Below are 17,241 nucleotides of genomic sequence, written 5' to 3'. Positions count from 1 at the left end.
CTCAGCGAAATTGCGCTTCAAGAAGTATCGCCGCGCTGGCGACGTAGGTTTCCGCTGTCCATACACCCTGATTGGAAGTGGTGAAGCCGCGTTTGCGTACTTCGAATACACGCACGACGCGCTCAATCGCGTCGATCAGGTTCGGCTCAACGGCTCCGCTTTCCGGCCTTAGTCTCATCGCCGATTACGCCTACGATCCCATGTGCTCGACCTAAAGCGCGAAGGCGTTCGGCATGTTGGCTATGGCGGCGGCATGCACCTTTGCCTCGGCATGCATCTCGCCAAGTCGAGACCGAAGTCCTGCTCGAACGCCTGCTAGCACGGTGGCCCGCCATGTCCCTCGCCATTCCTGCAGACGAAGTGCATTGGCTGCCCCGTCCCGGCATACGGGGTCCGACAAGCTTGCCGCTGACGAGCGCCGGCGCGCGCGAACGCTTCCGAGCGGCGTACTGAACCAGCTGAAACCGCGCACGTCGCCTTTCGGCGAGTTCCTGCCGGTCGACTTGCGTAAGTCCGGCGTCCCTTTGCGACGCGATCCTGCCGTCGTTTCTCAACTGCCGAAAGAGACGCCGCGTCAGGCGGCCGTGACTCGCACAGCCGCGTGTTCGCACGAAACGGTGATCGCTGACTGGCGTGGCCGCAACTTGCTCCGCGATTGTCCACAGAAACTTGAGCCCTCGCGTGCCCTACATAACCCTCGCAAGCCCTCCAACATGGAACGGGACACGAATGGGATGTGGAATGGGTCCATTCGAAAGTAATTGAGTTTACGTCGGAAATTCGAGCGATCCTCGCACACGTTGAACGGATCCCAGCCGCCGATCGCCTTCAGCACGTCGGTGCGGAAATGGTTGCTCGTGCCGCCGAGCGGCAATGGCAGTTTGAGCCGCGCCAGCAGCGGTAGAATTTCGCGGAACTGGATCGCGTATTCGGCCGCGAACTGGCGCGCGATCCAGGAGACGCCTGCGTTGTCGATCTCCAGCGGCGCCTGCACGCAAGCGAGATCGTCCCCACCACGTTCGAACGCGCCGAGCGCGGCCAGCAATTGCAGCGAGTGCGGGCGGTCCTCGGCGTCGTAGACCACGACATAATCGCCGCGCGCGAGGGCCAGGCCCACGTTCAACGCCTTCGGCTTGGTGCGTGGCGCCGAGGCGGGCACGATGACGACATCGATGTGCGAAGCAGAAGCGGCCGCGAGCGCCGCCTCCACGGTGTCGGAATCATCCGCTTCGACGAGGAGCTTTATGTCGAGCGCGTGCGCCGGATATGCGAGCCGCTCGAGCGCGCCGACCAGATCGGCGACGACGTTGGCTTCTCGATAGAGCGGACACAGAATGGTGTAGATCGGATAGCGCGCCGGCGCGGCCAGGGGCGTCAGAATCCGGCCGACATAAGCGGCGGCGGCGAAGCGCAGCAGGACGGCGCTGGCGAACAGCGTCATCGCCGCGACGTAGAGCGCAGCGGAAGTCGCCGCCGGCCAAGTGCTGAAGCACCAGGTCGCGGCCGCGCCGAGGCAGGCCAATGAGAGCAGCTGAGTCGCGTAGAAGGTGCGCCTGGCGGAGCGATGCTTGTGGGCGCGGTGAAAGCCAAGGCGCGCGGCGTCCAATTCGTCCGCAGCGACTGTCGCCGCTGCGGGGCGGAGTTCGTCGGCCCGCCGGATCGCCCCATCCATCCGCCGGGGAAATGTTACGGCAGCGAGTTACCCACAACATACCGGAGGTTGTATTCCAAATCCTTGCGGGCGCGTGAGTGCGAATTCTGGATGCCGGACGCCCGCACGCTTATGTCCTGGCGATCGGGGGAGAGCCCAATGACGGATCAGGACTGGCGTGCGGTGCTGGCGGACGTGGTCGAGCACGCCGTTTCGTATCGGGAGGGCGCGCCGCGGCGCCGCCACAACCCGCAGCAGAGCTACGCCGAGGCGCGCGCGGCGTTCGACGCGCCGACGCCGGAGCGGGCCCAGGACGGCGCCTCGATCGTGGCGGAGTTGGCGCGCCTCGCTGAACCTGGGCTCGCGAACATCATAGGTCCGCGATTCTTCGGCTGGGTGATGGGGCAGAGCCACCCGACGGGCGTCGCCGCCGATTGGCTCGTCAGCGCCTGGGGCCAGAACGTCGGCAACGCGCACGCAACGCCAACGGCCTCCGCATGCGAGGAGGTGGTGGCGCGCTGGCTGCTCGACCTGCTCGATTTGCCGCCGGAGTCTTCCGTCGGCTTCGTAAGCGGCGCGACCATGGCGAACTTCACCTGCCTCGCGGCCGCGCGCGGGGAAGCGCTGCGCCGCGTGGGCTGGGACGTGGAGGCGGATGGCCTCGTCGGTGCGCCGCCGATCCATGTCGTCGTCGGTGAGGAAGCGCACTCCACGATTTTCTCGGCCCTGCGCTATCTGGGCCTGGGCGCGAAGCGCATCGTCAGCGTGCCGGTCGACCAACAGGGACGCATGCGCGCCGGGGCGTTGGCGCAAGCGATCGCGCCGCTGAACGGGCCGATGATTGTCATCGCGCAAGCGGGACACATCAATTCGGGTGGGTTCGATCCGTTCTCGCATGTCGCCGAAGCGGCGCATGCGAAAGGCGCCTGGGTTCACGTCGACGGCGCCTTCGGCTTGTGGGCGCGCGCGTGCAAGGATCGCGCGCACCTGGGACAGGGCCTCGAGCTCTGCGACTCCTGGGGCGTGGACGGACACAAATGGCTGCAGACCCCGTACGACAGCGCCTACGCCATCGTTCGCGACGCCAGCGCGCACCGGCGCGCGATGGGCATCTCCGCAAGCTATCTGCCGGAAGGCGAGGAGCGTCATCCGGCTGACTTCACGCCGGAACTCTCCCGGCGCGCCCGCGGCTTCGCCACCTGGGCGACGATCAAGGCGTTCGGCCGCGAAGGCATCGACGACCTCGTCCAGCGCGATTGTGCGCTGGCGCGGCGGATGGCCGAACGGCTCGGCGTCGCGCCCGACGTCGAAATTTTGAACGACGTCGTGCTGAATCAGGTCGCGCTGCGCCTGGGATCGGATTTGGAGGGCGAGGCGTCGGACGCGCTGACCGTGCGCACCATCGCCCGCATCCAGCGCGAGGGCGTCTGCTTCGTCGGCGGCGCGCATTGGCGCGGCCGCCAGATCATCCGCATCTCCGTTTGCGGCATGAACACGACGGAGGCCGATGCGGATGCGAGCGCGGACGCGATCCTCGACGCCTGGCGTGCGGAGCGCGCCGCCGGCGCCGAGCGCATCGACATCAGTGGGGCGCTGCCCCGTTCACCTTGAGCACGGTGAGCCGATGCACCGCGCGCTGATCGCCGGGCCACCACATCGTCTGGCCCTCGGCGAGGCCGATCAACGCCGCGCCGACCGGAGTCAGTACGGAGATGCGTCCGTTCGCGAAATCGGCGCAGTTCGGATAGACGAGATGGTAGTCCTCGTAGCGGCGCCCATCGTATTCGAAGTCGACAGCGCCGTTCATGCCCAGCACGTTCGGCGGCACGTCGCTCACGACCTTGGCGCGCTCCATTTCTTGCAGCAGCAGCGCCGCGCCCGGCGACCGGCCAATCGCCTTGAGCGCAAGCTCGATCAGCTCTTCATGGTCGTCCTGGTTGATGAGAATGTCGGGTTTGCTCTGCGTAGACATTGGCGTAGCCTCATGGGCGCCGGGCAAAACGCCCGCACACCGACTTCCTTTCGAGTTTTCAGATTGTGAGCGTCCCCTAGCTCGGACGCGTGCGAGCTAGGGGCTAAGCGCAGCCGGCCGTGCGGTCCGCACGGAGAAAGATCGACAGAAGGGGCGCGCTCGTACGCATGCCTTTAACGTCGGGCTTGTTCGCGGAAAGTCAAGCGGTGAGCTGGGCGTGATGCTTAATCCTTATGCATCACGATCGCCGGAATCATGCCGTGCTTGCCGCACAAACGCGGCGCCATCGCTTGGCACGCATAGAGCCCGCTGAGGAAGAGCCGCCCGCGCCAATCGTTGCTGACCGACCGGCGCAGCGCGCCGTTATCGATGACGCGAAAGACATCGTACTGATAACGGAAGGGCCAATCCTGACTTTCGAACCAGGCGCGCGATTGCGGCGCATGCAGCAAATGCGGATCGTCCGTCTCGCGGGCGCGCTCCCGCGGCTGGCTTCCGCAAATGCGTTTCGCCAAGAGCTCTGTCCGCCAGCCGAGGGGCGCATTCGGCCACCAGTAGACAATGACAGCCACACCGCCGGGCCTCAGCACGCGCCAAAGTTCGAGAAAGGCCGATCGCTGATGCTCCGGAGGAATCTGATAGATCACGTGATTGCACGTAATCGCGTCCATTGAATTGTCGGCGACCGGAATATTGGTGATGTCGCCTTGCAGATAGATGCCGCGGTCGCCCAGCTTGCGTCTCGCGGCGCGGAGGGCATGAAAAGAGAGATCGACGCAGACACGTTTGTCGAATGCGTCGCCGTATTCGATCAGCTCGTTGTGGGGAAGCGCGCCGCTGCCTGCATCTAGCAGATATCGGCCGCCACGACGAAAATACGCGCCGAGCCGGCGAATGCACCTGCGCGTGAAGGCGAGGGAGACCGGTCGCGTGTCCACGAACTTGCGCGTATCGGCGTAAAGGCCGATCCCGTCCTGCTCCCAGCCGTCGCCTTCGTAGAAATCGACGATGCTGGTTTCGTCGGCGCCTGGAGCCCGGGGCAGGAGCCGAGCGATGCCGTCTTCGATCCTGTACGACCGGCCGTCCTCGGCTGTCAGTTGGTCCGGGCCGGTCTGGACAAGCGTCGCGCCGGTCTCGGGACACCTGGCGATGCGCGGAAAATCCACGGACTCCCTCCTGCCGCGAACGCGGCTGGAAGCTCCAAAGTTCCCGATCGGGTGAGGTTTTCGTAATGCCGCCTACGCAGCCTTCAACAACTCTCCGGCCAAGCCCTTGCGCAGCAGCGCGCTGGTTTCGCGCACGCCGAAGATCGCGGCGAACTGGCCGAAGCGGGGGCCGCTTTCGACGCCGAACAGCACTTCGTAGAGCGCCTTGAACCAGTCGCGCAGCGGCTCGAAACCGTGCTCCTTGCCGACGGCGTAGACCTCGTTCTGAATCGCTTCGCCGTCCGTGATGTCCGCCGGCAGCGCATCGAAGCGGCGGATCAAGTCTTCGAACGCGGCGCGCTCTTTCTCGGTGGCGGCGCGGAACACCTTGGTCGGCTTTACGAAGTCGTTGAAGTAGCGCAGCGCGTAGCCGGTGAGCTTGTCGAGGAACGGATGCGTCTCCGGCGATGCGCCCGGCGCGTACTTGCGGATGAAGGCCCAGAGCTGCTCCTTCGTCTCCGCATTGGACGCCGAAGCGAGATTCATCAGCAGCGCGAACGAGATCGGCGTCACATTCGACGGCGGGTTGCCGGAATGAATATGCCAGACCGCGTTCTCCAGCCGCTCCGCTTCGTTTTGCTTCTGATAGGCGTCGATGAACGAGATGTATTCGTCCACCGCCTTCGGGATCACGTCGAAGTAGAGCTTCTTGGCCGTCTTCGGCTTGCCGTAAATGTAATAGGCAAGGCTCTCGGGCGGCGCGTAGGTGAGCCATTCGTCGATGGTGAGGCCGTTGCCCTTCGACTTCGAGATTTTCTGCCCGTGCTCGTCGAGGAAGAGCTCGTAATTGAAGCCTTCCGGCGGGTTGCCGCCAAGCGCGCGGCAGATCTTCGAGCTCTGCTGCACGCTGTCGATCAAATCTTTGCCGGCCATTTCGTAATCGACGCCGAGTGCGGTCCAGCGCAGCGCCCAATCCGGCTTCCACTGGATCTTCACGTGGCCGCCGGTGACCGGCACTTCGGTCTTCGCGCCGTCCTCGTCCTCGAACGTGATCGTGCCGCGCTCGAAATTGCGCGCGAGCGTCGGCACTTGCAGCACGCGGCCCGTCTTCGGGCTGATCGGCAAGAACGGCGAATAGGTTGCGCGACGCTCTTCGCCCAGCGTCGGCAGCATGATCGCCATCACCTGATCGTAGCGGTCGAGCATGGTCAGCAGCGTCTGGTCGAACGCGCCCGACTTGTATTGCTCGGTCGACGACATGAACTCGTACTCGAAGCCGAAGCCGTCGAGGAATTCGCGCAGCTTGGCGTTGTTGTGGTGCGCAAAGCTCTCGCAGCAGCCGAACGGATCCGGCACTTTGGTCAGCGGCAGATGCAGGTGCTCTGCCAGCATCTCCTGGTTCGGCAGATTGCTCGGCACCTTGCGGAAGCCGTCCATGTCGTCGCTGAACGCGATCAGCCGCGTCTTGATCTGGTCGCCGGTGAGGCAGCGGAAGGCGTGGCGCACCATGGTCGTGCGCGCCACTTCCTGGAACGTGCCGATGTGCGGCAGCCCGCTCGGCCCATAGCCGGTCTCGAAGATCACCGTGTCCTTCGGCGCTTTTTTCAGCCGCTCGACCACCATGCGCGCTTGTTCGAACGGCCAAGCCTTGGCGGCGGTGCAAAGCGTTTGAAGATCTGACATCGGCGAATCCAACATGGGCGTTCTGCTTAGACCGCCCAAGCGCGCGATGCCAAATCGCCTAGGCCGCCGGCGGCGTCGGCGCGTTCCGTTTGCCGAACAGGCGGTCGCGGAGGCGGCCGAGGGCGGCGCGGCGCTTGGCGAGGAAACCCCAGCCGAACACGCCCGCGGCGACCCAGAAGAAGCCCTCGAGGCTGAGCGCGGCGGCGGTGACGATCGCCGCCCAAACCGGCAGGCTCGGCCGATTGAAGTACGCCACCGCCAACGTGCCCCAGGCGGCGGCGACGATCGCGGCCGCGACCGCCAGGATGATCCAACGCACCTTCATCGCGAACTCCTCATGTTCCCGGCGCTATGTGGCCGCCGCCCAGGCGATCGGATGCGCGGGCGTTGCGCTTTTCGGCGGGCGGGGCAGAGTCCGACTCGATGCGCATTCTGATCCTGATGCGGCACGCCAAGGCCGTCCGTCCGCACGAAGCCGACAGCGACAAGGCGCGCGGTCTCACCGGTCGCGGCCGCCGCGACAGCGCAGCCGCCGGCGCGGCGATGGAGGACGCAGGGCTGAAGCCGGCGCTCGCGCTCGTCTCCACCGCGCAGCGCACGCGCGAAACCGCCGAGCACGGCCTGCAGAACTTCGCGCTGGAGACGCGGTACGAAGAGGCGCTCTACCACGCTGCGCCGGAAGGCATCTGGGACGCCTTCAGCGCCAGCGATGCGGAGAGCGTCGTCATCGTCGGCCACAATCCCGGCATTGGCGAGTTGGTGACGATGCTGGTGCACCAGGCGCATGACGGCTCCAAGCTCGCGCGCGAGTTCAGCGGTCACTTCCCGACCGCCGCCTTCGCCGCTTTCGAAGTCAAAGGCGATCTGATGCGCGCCGCCGGCCCAAGACTGATCGCGGCGTGGAAGCCGGTGCGGGATCGCGATGATTAAGAACGTGATTGCAGAGGGTCCTCGCTAGCGTCCTAGCGATATCTGCCCTCGCACCTGATCCGCTGTCAGTCCCCTCGATGGCTCAGCTTCGAGTTTGTCTGCCCTATCGCGGATAACGTCCCGAAGCCATGCAACGAGCGAAGAGCTGCGCTCGTGCTCGGGCGTGAGGGGTTGCTGGTTCTGACTACTGGCTCGCCCACACGATCCGCGCGATCCAGTCGACCTCCGTCGTCGCCAGTTCGCGCGGCTTGTGCGCGCTGTTGAGCGAAATGAGTTCGATCGTCTGATCGTTGCGGCGGCCAAGCATCTTAGCCATCACTTCGCCGGCGCGCGTGCGCACCACGACACGATCGCCGCGCCGCACCGCCGCGCCGGGCTGGACGATGACGATGTCGCCGGCGCGGTAGGTCGGCTCCATGGAATCGCCGGCGATCTCGAGCGCATAGACCGGCGCCTCGCCGAGATCGGGGAAGCGCACGGTTTCGTCGGCCCCGACCGGAAAGCCATTCTCGTCGAAGAAGCCGTCCGCGCCGGCGCGCGCCATGCCGACGACCGGGATGGCCCGGCCGGCGCCGCCCGGCTTGCCTGCGAGCAGCGCCGCGAACTCGTCCCAGTTCGTCTCCGCCGCGGCGAGCGCGCGGGCGACACTTTCGGTCGAAGGCCAGCGCGGCTTGCCGTCCGCGGCTTGGCGCTTGGACTTGTTGAAGGTGGTCGCGTCCAGCCCGGCGGCGCGCGCCAAGCCGGAAGGGGACATACCCTTGCGCTCCGCCAGCGCGTCGATCGCCCGCCAGATTTGGCTGTGCTGCATCATGGTATGCTAACGTCGCTGGCGCGGACTTTCAACCCATATCTAGGATGAAAGTCCTCGTGCATCACAGGTTGTAGTGCGCCGGTGCGAGCCCGCGCGATCTGGCGCGACTTTTGGTTCAGAATCGGCGAAGCGCCTCTCCGTGAGCACAATCCACGATCTTGCGACGCGGGCGCTGCGCCTGATCGATCCGGAGACGGCGCATCACTTCGCCCTTCTGGGCCTTCGCGCCGGGCTCGGTCCGCGGGCGCGCGCCGACAAGTATCCGCGCCTCAGGACTACGCTCGCCGGCCTCGACTTGCCCAATCCGATCGGCATGGCCGCGGGCTTCGACAAGAATTGCGAGGCGCCGGATGCGCTGTTCGCGGCCGGTTTCGGCTTCGTCGAATGCGGCACCGTGACCCCGCGCGCCCAGGCCGGCAACCCGAAGCCGCGCATCTTTCGCCTCTCCGAAGACCGCTCCGTGATCAACCGGCTCGGCTTCAACAACAAAGGCCTCGATGGCTTCGTCGACTGCCTGTCGGCACGCGCGGGCAAGTCCGGCGTGCTCGGCGCCAATGTCGGCGCGAACAAGGACAGCGAAGACCGCGCCGCCGATTATGTGCTCGGCATGGGCCGCGTGTGGAAGTGCGCGTCCTATGTGACGGCGAACATCTCGTCACCCAACACGCCGGGTCTGCGCGGCCTGCAGGAGCGCGGCGCGCTGGAAGACCTGCTCGGCCGCTTGCGCGAAGGGCGCGCGCAGCTCGAGGCCGCACATGGGCGCCGGCCGCTGTTTTTGAAAGTCGCGCCGGATCTCGACGAGACCGCCGTGCGTGACATCGCCGAACTCGCGCTGACCTACAGCCTCGATGCGCTGATCGTCTCCAACACCACGCTGCAGCGGCCGGATCATCTCACGTCAGACAATCGCGAAGAAGCGGGCGGGCTTTCCGGCCAAGCTTTGTTCCAGATTTCCACGCACACGCTGCGTCTCTTCGCGCAGGCGCTGGGCGGACGATTGCCGCTGATCGGCGTAGGCGGCGTGGCGAGCGGGCTCAACGCGTTCGCCAAGATTAAATCCGGAGCGAGCGCCGTGCAGCTTTATTCGGCCCTCGTGTATGAAGGCCCCGGACTCGTCGCCCGCATCTTGGATGATCTCGACGGATTGCTCGCAGCCGAAGGCTTCGACTCTGTCGCCGAAGCCGTCGGGGCCGAGTTGCGTTAGCTGTTGCGCGCCAGAATGCGCTGACGCATCGAGGCCGTGAGCTGGCGAAGGTTCGCCATCAGCGCGCGGATGTCGCCGTTGTTGCGGCCGAGCACGGCGAGAAATTCGTTCTGCTGCTGCTGGGCCAACCAGATCTGGTTGCCTTCCAGGATCAGCGAAACGTCGACCACTTTCCAGCCATTACCCGAGCGCAGCATGCGCCATTGCACCGGCAACGCGCGGCCGCCGCCGCGCGGCGTGATCTCGCTCGAAACGATGACGTCGCGGCCCGCCACGCGCTCGACGGAGTCGGTCACGCGGATTGCCGAGCCGCTGTAGCTCTCGAGCCGGTCTTCGTAGACGGCGATCGAATACTCGCGGAATGTCGCGTTCCATTCGTTGCGCAGGGCCGGATCGGCGCGCAATTGCGCGCCGTAGCGGCCGAGCACGAAGTTGGCGATGCGCGGCATGTCGGCGAACTGCGTCATGAGACGGTCGAACGTCTGCCGGCGCTGCGCCGACGAGACGCTGCGGTCGCCAAGCGTGCGCAACGCAGCGCTGGCGTTTTCCTGCACGTAGCGCTCGGCGTCTGCATTGCGCGCCGCGTGTGCGGGCGAAGCAATCGCAAGGACGCCGGCCCCCAGCATTCCAGCGATGAATGCGGCGCGGGTGGGACGAGCGGTCACGATGCTTCTCCTGTCACATAATCCAACGTGAAATACGTTGGACCGATCTCTTCTTCGATCGGGAGGTACCTTACGGCGGCGCCGCCCCCCGGCGGTGTGTCCTCGGTCTCAGGGATGTCGTCGAATTCAGGCAAGTCTTGGACATCCGCGCGACCGTTTTCGATCGCGCTTTGACGAAGCAATCCGTATGACGTGCGTATCGAGGCGTACGGATCGACTGAATTCGCGCGAATGTCGTCCACGGTTTCGAGCAATTGTTCGCGCGCCGAGAGCGCGCCGAGCACGCCGGTCGTGATGCGAACCGTATCGGCGTCTTCGCCTTCGGCCCAGTTCAAAGGGTTCAGAGCGAAATCGACGATACGGCCGCTCGCGTCTCGCACGGTGCTCGGTCCGACCAGCGGAATGAACACGTAAGGTCCGGATGGAACGCCCCAAACCGCAAGCGTCTGGCCGAAATCCTCGTCGTGACGCTCAAGACCCATGCTGGTTGCCGGATCGAACACGCCGACAATTCCCACGGTCGTGTTGACGCCGAAGCGCGCGGCGGTCGTGCCGGCGCGGCCGAATTCGCCCTGCAGCACGTCGTTGGCGAAAATGATCGGGCTGCGCAGATTGCGCAGGAAATTACGCACGCCGCCGCGCACCGGGCCGGGCGTGATCGCGCGATAGCCGCGTGCGACGGGCTCGACCACAGCTTGATCGACGCTCTCGTGCACCGCGAACAGATCGCGGTTCATGCCTTCCCACGGATCGCTGACCGCCTCTTGCGCAAAAGCAAGCGACGGCGCAGCCAAACAGGCCACGAGCGCTGTAATTGAAACCATACCCCGCATCGAACGAACCTCGGTCCGCGGCAGATAATAAGGCGTTACGGTTAATCAACTTTGTGGATCGCCGTCATCGAACGCAGCCGCGTTACCGCCCTTGCTGACGCGGCGGCGAAGTTATGTAAGAGGCTGTTTTCACAGTCGTTATTCCTCACGAGGCGCCGGCGCCACACCCGAAAATTACTTTTTGTGCAGCGCCGAACGAGCCGCAGCGGCAGGGCTTCCCCACGGGCGGAATCTCGTGCCATATAAAGATATGTTTATATCTCCAATCCAGCCGGCGCCGGAGCTGCGCGACGCCGAATCCGTCGTCGTCGCGCTGCGTGCGGCGGGGGAGACGACGCGTCTGCGCGTCCTGGCTCTGCTCACCGAAGGCGAGCTCGCCGTAGGCGAGTTGGCGCAGGCGCTCGGGCAGAGCCAGCCGCGCGTCAGCCGCCATCTCAAGCTGCTCACCGAAGCTGGCCTGGTGGAGCGCGCGCCGGAAGGAGCGTGGGTGTTCTACCGGCTCGCGCCGGCCCACTCGACTGAGCGCCATTTCGCCGAAGCCATGCTCGGCATGCTCGATCCGAGCGATCAGGTGCTGCAGCGCGACGCTGAGCGCCTGAACGAGATCCGTGCGGCGCGCGACGAAGCGGCGGCGGCGTATTTCGAGCGCAACGCCGCCGATTGGGACCGCGTGCGCGCACTGCATCTGCCCGAAGCGGATATCGATAGCGCCATCCTCGCTGCCGCGGGCAAGGGGCCCTTCGAGCTGATGGTCGATGTCGGCGTCGGCCAGGGCCGGATGATCCAACTATTCGCTGATCGCGTCCGCCGCGCCGAAGGGTTCGACACCTCGCGCCAGATGCTGGCGATCGCGCGCGCTTCGCTCGACGATTTGAAAGCGAAGGCTGCGGTGCGCTTCGGCGACGCTTACGCGCCGCCGATCGACTCCGGGACGGCCGATCTCGTCACCATCCACCAGGTGTTGCACTTCCTCTCCGATCCGGCCCGCGCGATCGCCGAGGCGGCGCGGCTGCTGAAATCGGGCGGACGGCTCGTGATCGTCGATTTCGCGCCGCACAGCCTGGAATTCCTGCGCGAAGAACACGCGCATCGCCGGCTCGGTTTCGCCGATGCGGAAATCGCCGATTGGTGCAGCGCCGCCGGCGTTGCGCGCTTGAAGACGACGACACTCGCGCCGAAGAAAAGCGGCGCGCTTACAGTGAAGATATGGGCGGGAGACAAGGCATGAGCGTAGCTCACGCACACAATCTGATTGCGGAAGCGGCCGAGCGCCTGAACGCGCCGCGCGTCTCGTTCGAGTTCTTCCCGCCAAAGACGGAAGCGCTCGAAGCCGCGCTGTGGGACTCGATCCGCAAGCTCGAACCGCTGAACCCGAGCTTCGTCTCGGTCACCTACGGCGCCGGCGGCTCGACCCGCGACCGCACCCACCGCACCGTCTCGCGCATCGTCAACGAGACGTCGCTGAAGCCTGCCGCGCACCTGACCTGCGTCGCCGCCAGCCGCGCCGACATCGATCAGGTGCTGCGCGAGTACTGGAGCGCCGGCGTTCGCCACATCGTCGCGCTGCGCGGCGATCCGCCCGGCGGCATCGGCACAGCCTACGTCCCGCATCCGGACGGCTACGCCAGCGCCGTCGATCTGGTCGCGGGCGCCAAGCGGATGGGCGATTTCGAAATTTCCGTCGCCGTGCACCCAGAAAAGCACCCGGCTAGCGCGACGTGGGCGCACGATGTTGAAAACTTCAAGCGCAAGCTCGAAGCTGGGGCGACGCGCGGCGTCTCGCAATTCTTCTTCGACGCCGACGTGTTCCTGCGCTTCCGCGATCGCCTCGCGAGCGCCGGCGTGACCGCGCCGATCGTGCCCGGCATCATGCCGGTGACGAATGTGAAGGGCTTGAAGAAGATGGCGGACGGCTGCGGCGCCACCTTACCCGGCTGGCTGGTGCGTCTGTTCGATGGTCTCGATGACGATCCCGACACGCGTCGCCTTGTCGCCGCCGCGACGACGGCGCAGCTTTGCGCGCACCTCGCCTCGGAGGGTGTGCAAGACTTCCACTTCTACACGCTGAACCGCGCCGACCTGACGCTGGCGATCTGCCGCATCATCGGCGTCCGCGCCAAGGAGCAGGCGGCATGACCCGGGCAGAACGTCTCAGCAAACTGAACGCCGAACTCGCCAAACGTATCCTGATCCTCGACGGATCGATGGGCGCCTATCTGCAGGGCTTCGGCCTCACCACAAACGACTTCCACGGCACCCGCTTCGTCGAGCACCCCATGTCGCTCAAAGGCGACACCGATCTGCTGACGCTGACCCAGCCGCACATCATCACCAAGGTGCACGAGGCCTACATCGAAGCCGGCGCCGACATCATCAGCACCAACACCTTCACGGCGACCAAGATCAGCCAGGGCGAATACGCGCTGGAGGACGTCGTCTACGAGATCAATGTCGACGCCGCGCGGCTCGCACGCGAGGCTTGTGACTGCGCCGAAGCCGCCGACGGCAAGCCGCGCGCCGTCGCCGGCTCGATCGGGCCGACGACGAAGCTTTTGTCGATGTCGCCCGACGTCGGCGATCCGGGCCGCCGCGACGCCGATTTCGACTCCATGGCCGAGGGCTACGAGGAGCAGATCCTCGGCCTTATCGAAGGCGGCGCCGACATCCTGCTGATCGAAACCATCACCGATACGCTGAACGCAAAGTCGGCGCTGTGGGGCGCGTGGGAGGCGTTCGACAAGACCGGCGTCGAGCTGCCGCTCTGGATCAGCGGCACCATCACCGACCGCTCCGGCCGCACGCTGTCCGGCCAAACGGTCGAGGCGTTCTACAATTCAGTGCGCCACGCCAATCCGTGGGCGGTTGGTTTGAACTGCGCGCTAGGACCGGCAGACATGCGCGCCTTCCTCGCCGATCTCGCCCGCGTCGCCGAATGCCTGGTGGCGGCGTATCCGAACGCCGGCTTGCCGAACGCGATGGGCGCCTACGACGAGACGCCGCATTCGATGGAAGCGCACTACGCCGAATGGGCGCGCGCGGGCCTCCTCAACATCGCCGGCGGCTGCTGCGGCACCACGCCCGACCACATCACGCACATGCTGCACGCCGTCGAAGGCGTCGCCCCGCGCAAAATCCCGGCGCGCGACACGCGGCTGAAACTGGCCGGCCTCGAACCGTTCACGGCGGCGGCATAGGAGGCGGTCATGGGAGCGTGGGGAAGTGGGCCATTCGACAATGACGACGCCGGCGATCTGCTCGGCAGTCTTGTTGATGCGGGAAATTGGACCATTGCGGAGCAATCATTCGATGCGGTGCTTTCGGTCGGTGAAGGCTATTTGGAGGCGCCAGAGTCGTCGGCCGCAATCGCCGCCGCGGCGATCGTTGCGCACAAGTTCGGAAATTTGGCCGTTGACATTGACCCTGAGGACGCGCCCGCAATTGCGGCGCTCCGTGCGCCCTCCGCTGAGTTGATTGAGAAGGCGCGTAGCGCTCTGGCGCGCATCAAGAAGCAATCGGAATTGGCCGACCTCTGGGACGACGCAGGCGCTAAGGACGAGTGGCTCGCCACGCTGACACCAATCGAGAATGCACTGTGACCAATCCCTTCGCAAACTTCGTCATCGTCGGCGAGCGCACCAACGTCACCGGCAGCGCGAAATTCCGTAAGCTGATCGAGGCCGACGACTATGCCGGCGCGCTCGTCGTCGCGCGCCAGCAAGTGGAGTCCGGCGCCAACGTGCTCGACGTCAATGTCGACGCCGCCATGATCGACGGCCCCGCTGCGATGCGCCGCTTCCTTAACCTCATCGCCTCCGAGCCGGACATCGCCAAGATTCCGCTGATGATCGACTCGTCCAAATGGGAGGTGATCGAAGCTGGCCTCAAATGCGCGCAAGGCAAGTCGATCGTGAACTCGATCAGCCTGAAGGAAGGCGAAGCGCAATTCCTCGAGCACGCCCGCAAAGTCCGCCGCTACGGCGCCGCCACCGTCGTCATGGCGTTCGACGAGCAGGGCCAGGCCGACACCGCCAAGCGCAAGATCGACATCTGCGCCCGCGCGTACAAACTGCTCACCGGCGCCGGCTTCCCGCCCGAAGACATCATCTTCGATCCCAACATCTTCGCCGTCGCCACCGGCATCGAGGAGCACGCCGATTACGCCAAGGCCTTCTTCGAAGCCACCGCCTACATCCGTTCAGAACTCCCGCACGCGCACGTCTCCGGCGGCGTCTCCAACGTCTCGTTTTCGTTCCGCGGCAACGAGCCGGTGCGCGAAGCCATGCACGCGGTCTTCCTCTATCACGCCATCCGCGCCGGCATGGACATGGGCATCGTCAACGCCGGCTCGCTGACGCTCTACGACGACGTCGAGCCCGAACTGCGTGAGCGCGTGGAAGACGTGCTGCTCAACCGCCGCGCTGACGCCACCGAGCGCCTGCTCGAAATCGCCGAGCAAGCGAAGGCCGGCGGCAAGAAGAAAAGCGAAGAGCGCGACCTCTCCTGGCGTCAGAAGCCGGTGAAAGAGCGCCTCGCCCACGCGCTCGTCCACGGCATCAACGAGTTCATCGTCGAAGACACCGAAGCAGCGCGGCTCGAAGCGGAGCGCCCGCTCCATGTCATCGAAGGCCCGCTGATGGACGGCATGTCCATCGTCGGCGACCTGTTCGGCGCCGGCAAGATGTTCCTGCCGCAAGTGGTGAAGTCCGCCCGCGTCATGAAGCAGGCGGTCGCGCACCTCATTCCGTACATGGAAGAGGAAAAGCAGCGCACCGGCATGGCTGGCAAATCCAACGGCAAGATCGTGATGGCGACTGTGAAGGGCGACGTGCACGATATCGGCAAGAACATCGTCGGCGTCGTGCTGCAGTGTAACGGCTACGAAATCGACGATCTCGGCGTCATGGTCCCGTGCGACAAGATTCTCGCCCGCGCCAAGGAGATCGGCGCCGACGCCATCGGCCTCTCCGGCCTCATCACGCCCAGCCTCGACGAAATGGTGTTCGTCGCCAGCGAGATGCAGCGGACCGGCCTGACCCTCCCGCTCTTGATCGGCGGCGCCACCACCTCGCGCACCCATACGGCGGTGAAGATCGCGCCCGTCTATCAAGGCGCCACCATCTACGTCCCCGACGCCTCGAAAGCCGTGCCAGTCGTGCAGAAGTTGCTCGGCGACGATCGCGACAAGCTGATCGCGGAAACCAAGAGCGACCAGGGCGCCGCCCGCGAGAGTTATTTCTCCGGCCAGGACAAGCGCCCGCGCCTGCCGCTCGCCAAAGCCCGCCAGCGCGCGCCGAAGCTCGACTACGCGCCGGTGAAGCCCTCGTTCCTCGGCGTCAAATCGTTCGAACATTATCCGCTCGAACAGCTCGTGCCGTACATCGACTGGACCCCGTTCTTCGCCTCGTGGGAGCTGATGGGGCGCTTTCCCGCCATCCTCGAAGACGAGATCGTCGGCGAAGCGGCGCGCAGCCTCTACAATGATGCGCGCCCGATGCTCGATCAGCTCGTCGCCGAGAAATGGGTGACCGCCTCCGGCGTGGTCGGCTTCTGGCCGGCCAATCGCGACGGCGACGACGTCGTCTTGTGGACCGACGAGAGCCGCACGCAGGAGCTGACGCGTCTGCACACGTTGCGCCAGCAGATGGACAAGGGCGAAGCGAAGGGAAATTTCGCGCTCGCCGATTTCGTCGCCCCCAACGGCACGCCGGATTATGTCGGCGCCTTCGCCGTCACCGCCGGCATCGGCGAAGAGGATGTCGCCATCCGCTTCAAGCGCGCCAACGACGATTATTCCGCCATCATCGCCCAAGCGCTCTGCGATCGCCTCGCCGAAGCTTTCGCCGAAGCCATGCACGCGAAAGTCCGGCGCGAACTTTGGGGCTACGCCAAGGACGAGGGCCTGAGCTACGACGACCTGATCGCCGAGAAATATCGCGGCATCCGCCCGGCGCCCGGCTATCCCGCCCAGCCCGATCACACCGAAAAGCGCACATTGTTCGATCTCTTGGACGCCACCCAACGCACCGGCATCGATCTCACCGAAGGCTACGCCATGACGCCGCCGTCCTCGGTCAGCGGCCTCTATTTCGCGCATCCGCAGGCGGAGTATTTCGGCGTCGGCAAAATCGGCGCCGACCAAGTCGAAGACTACGCCCGCCGCAAAGGCTGGGACGTGGCGACCGCCGAGCGCTGGCTGTCGCCAATCCTGAGCTACGACCCTATGCTGAAGAAGGCGGGCTAGGGAGACATCCTCTCTCGTCATTCCGGGGCGTCGCGCAGCGACGAACCCGGAACCCAGCGGCCAATGCCGTGCCGGTTGCTCCTGGATTCCGGATTGCGCTTCGCGC

General features: G+C 65.5%; 16 protein-coding genes. 8 read left to right on the top strand and 8 right to left on the bottom strand.

Annotated features, from left to right (window positions below; genetic code table 11):
• Positions 1-574: 574 nt before the first annotated feature.
• On the bottom strand, positions 575-1,672 hold the full coding sequence (locus VEA80_RS18325; RefSeq protein ID WP_325062232.1) for a glycosyltransferase: 1,098 nt from the start codon (positions 1,670-1,672) through the stop codon (positions 575-577).
• 138 nt (positions 1,673-1,810) lie between these two features.
• On the opposite strand from VEA80_RS18325, the gene VEA80_RS18320 reads away from it, so the two are divergent.
• Positions 1,811-3,262 carry a pyridoxal phosphate-dependent decarboxylase family protein gene (locus VEA80_RS18320; RefSeq protein WP_325062231.1) on the top strand — a complete coding sequence of 484 codons (1,452 nt, stop codon included), beginning with the start codon at positions 1,811-1,813 and terminating at the stop codon, positions 3,260-3,262.
• Here the strand turns inward: VEA80_RS18320 and VEA80_RS18315 are convergent.
• From VEA80_RS18315 to VEA80_RS18300, 4 genes are all read right to left on the bottom strand, one after another.
• Positions 3,234-3,623: a GreA/GreB family elongation factor gene (locus VEA80_RS18315; protein ID WP_325062230.1), complete on the bottom strand. Its 390-nt coding sequence runs from the start codon at positions 3,621-3,623 to the stop codon at positions 3,234-3,236. The genes VEA80_RS18320 and VEA80_RS18315 overlap by 29 nt on opposite strands.
• Positions 3,624-3,847: 224 nt before the next feature.
• Entirely contained in the window at positions 3,848-4,789 is a 942-nt protein-coding gene (locus tag VEA80_RS18310; RefSeq protein WP_325062229.1) for a class I SAM-dependent methyltransferase, read from the bottom strand.
• A gap of 72 nt (positions 4,790-4,861) precedes the next feature.
• Positions 4,862-6,466, bottom strand: coding sequence for a lysine--tRNA ligase (locus tag VEA80_RS18305; protein ID WP_414731522.1), 1,605 nt, complete (start codon positions 6,464-6,466; stop codon positions 4,862-4,864).
• Between the two features lie 43 nt (positions 6,467-6,509).
• Positions 6,510-6,776, bottom strand: coding sequence for a hypothetical protein (locus tag VEA80_RS18300; protein ID WP_325062227.1), 267 nt, complete (start codon positions 6,774-6,776; stop codon positions 6,510-6,512).
• Between the two features lie 98 nt (positions 6,777-6,874).
• Between VEA80_RS18300 and VEA80_RS18295 the strand changes: the two genes are divergently transcribed.
• The gene (locus VEA80_RS18295; RefSeq protein WP_325062226.1) at positions 6,875-7,381 is read left to right on the top strand and encodes a SixA phosphatase family protein; all 507 of its coding nucleotides are present in this window, start codon (positions 6,875-6,877) and stop codon (positions 7,379-7,381) included.
• 184 nt (positions 7,382-7,565) lie between these two features.
• On the opposite strand, the gene VEA80_RS18290 is transcribed toward VEA80_RS18295, so the two are convergent.
• Positions 7,566-8,192: a helix-turn-helix transcriptional regulator gene (locus VEA80_RS18290; protein ID WP_325062225.1), complete on the bottom strand. Its 627-nt coding sequence runs from the start codon at positions 8,190-8,192 to the stop codon at positions 7,566-7,568.
• 139 nt (positions 8,193-8,331) lie between these two features.
• On the opposite strand from VEA80_RS18290, the gene VEA80_RS18285 reads away from it, so the two are divergent.
• The gene (locus VEA80_RS18285; protein ID WP_325062224.1) at positions 8,332-9,396 is read left to right on the top strand and encodes a quinone-dependent dihydroorotate dehydrogenase; all 1,065 of its coding nucleotides are present in this window, start codon (positions 8,332-8,334) and stop codon (positions 9,394-9,396) included.
• Here the strand turns inward: VEA80_RS18285 and VEA80_RS18280 are convergent.
• Positions 9,393-10,061 (bottom strand): MlaC/ttg2D family ABC transporter substrate-binding protein, encoded by a 669-nt coding sequence (locus VEA80_RS18280; protein WP_325062223.1) that lies wholly within the window; start codon positions 10,059-10,061, stop codon positions 9,393-9,395. The genes VEA80_RS18285 and VEA80_RS18280 overlap by 4 nt on opposite strands.
• Entirely contained in the window at positions 10,058-10,885 is an 828-nt protein-coding gene (locus tag VEA80_RS18275; RefSeq protein ID WP_325062222.1) for an MlaA family lipoprotein, read from the bottom strand. The genes VEA80_RS18280 and VEA80_RS18275 overlap by 4 nt, the downstream gene beginning before the upstream one ends.
• A gap of 259 nt (positions 10,886-11,144) precedes the next feature.
• Between VEA80_RS18275 and VEA80_RS18270 the strand changes: the two genes are divergently transcribed.
• Genes VEA80_RS18270 through metH form a run of 5 tightly spaced genes read left to right on the top strand, consistent with a single transcriptional unit; the run spans position 11,145 to position 17,135 of the window.
• On the top strand, positions 11,145-12,122 hold the full coding sequence (locus VEA80_RS18270) for a metalloregulator ArsR/SmtB family transcription factor (RefSeq protein WP_325062221.1): 978 nt from the start codon (positions 11,145-11,147) through the stop codon (positions 12,120-12,122).
• Positions 12,119-13,030 (top strand): methylenetetrahydrofolate reductase [NAD(P)H], encoded by a 912-nt coding sequence (gene metF / locus VEA80_RS18265; protein WP_325062220.1) that lies wholly within the window; start codon positions 12,119-12,121, stop codon positions 13,028-13,030. The genes VEA80_RS18270 and metF overlap by 4 nt, the downstream gene beginning before the upstream one ends.
• Positions 13,027-14,088, top strand: coding sequence for a homocysteine S-methyltransferase family protein (locus tag VEA80_RS18260; RefSeq protein WP_325062219.1), 1,062 nt, complete (start codon positions 13,027-13,029; stop codon positions 14,086-14,088). Before metF ends, VEA80_RS18260 begins: the two co-directional genes overlap by 4 nt.
• A gap of 9 nt (positions 14,089-14,097) precedes the next feature.
• Positions 14,098-14,490 carry a DUF4259 domain-containing protein gene (locus VEA80_RS18255; protein WP_325062218.1) on the top strand — a complete coding sequence of 131 codons (393 nt, stop codon included), beginning with the start codon at positions 14,098-14,100 and terminating at the stop codon, positions 14,488-14,490.
• Positions 14,487-17,135: a methionine synthase gene (gene metH / locus VEA80_RS18250; RefSeq protein WP_325062217.1), complete on the top strand. Its 2,649-nt coding sequence runs from the start codon at positions 14,487-14,489 to the stop codon at positions 17,133-17,135. The genes VEA80_RS18255 and metH overlap by 4 nt, the downstream gene beginning before the upstream one ends.
• The last annotated feature ends 106 nt before the right edge of the window (positions 17,136-17,241 follow it).

The organism is Vitreimonas sp. (genome assembly GCF_035627415.1).
Taxonomy (GTDB): domain Bacteria; phylum Pseudomonadota; class Alphaproteobacteria; order Caulobacterales; family Aquidulcibacteraceae; genus Vitreimonas.
This window is presented reverse-complemented; position numbering and strand designations above follow the sequence as displayed.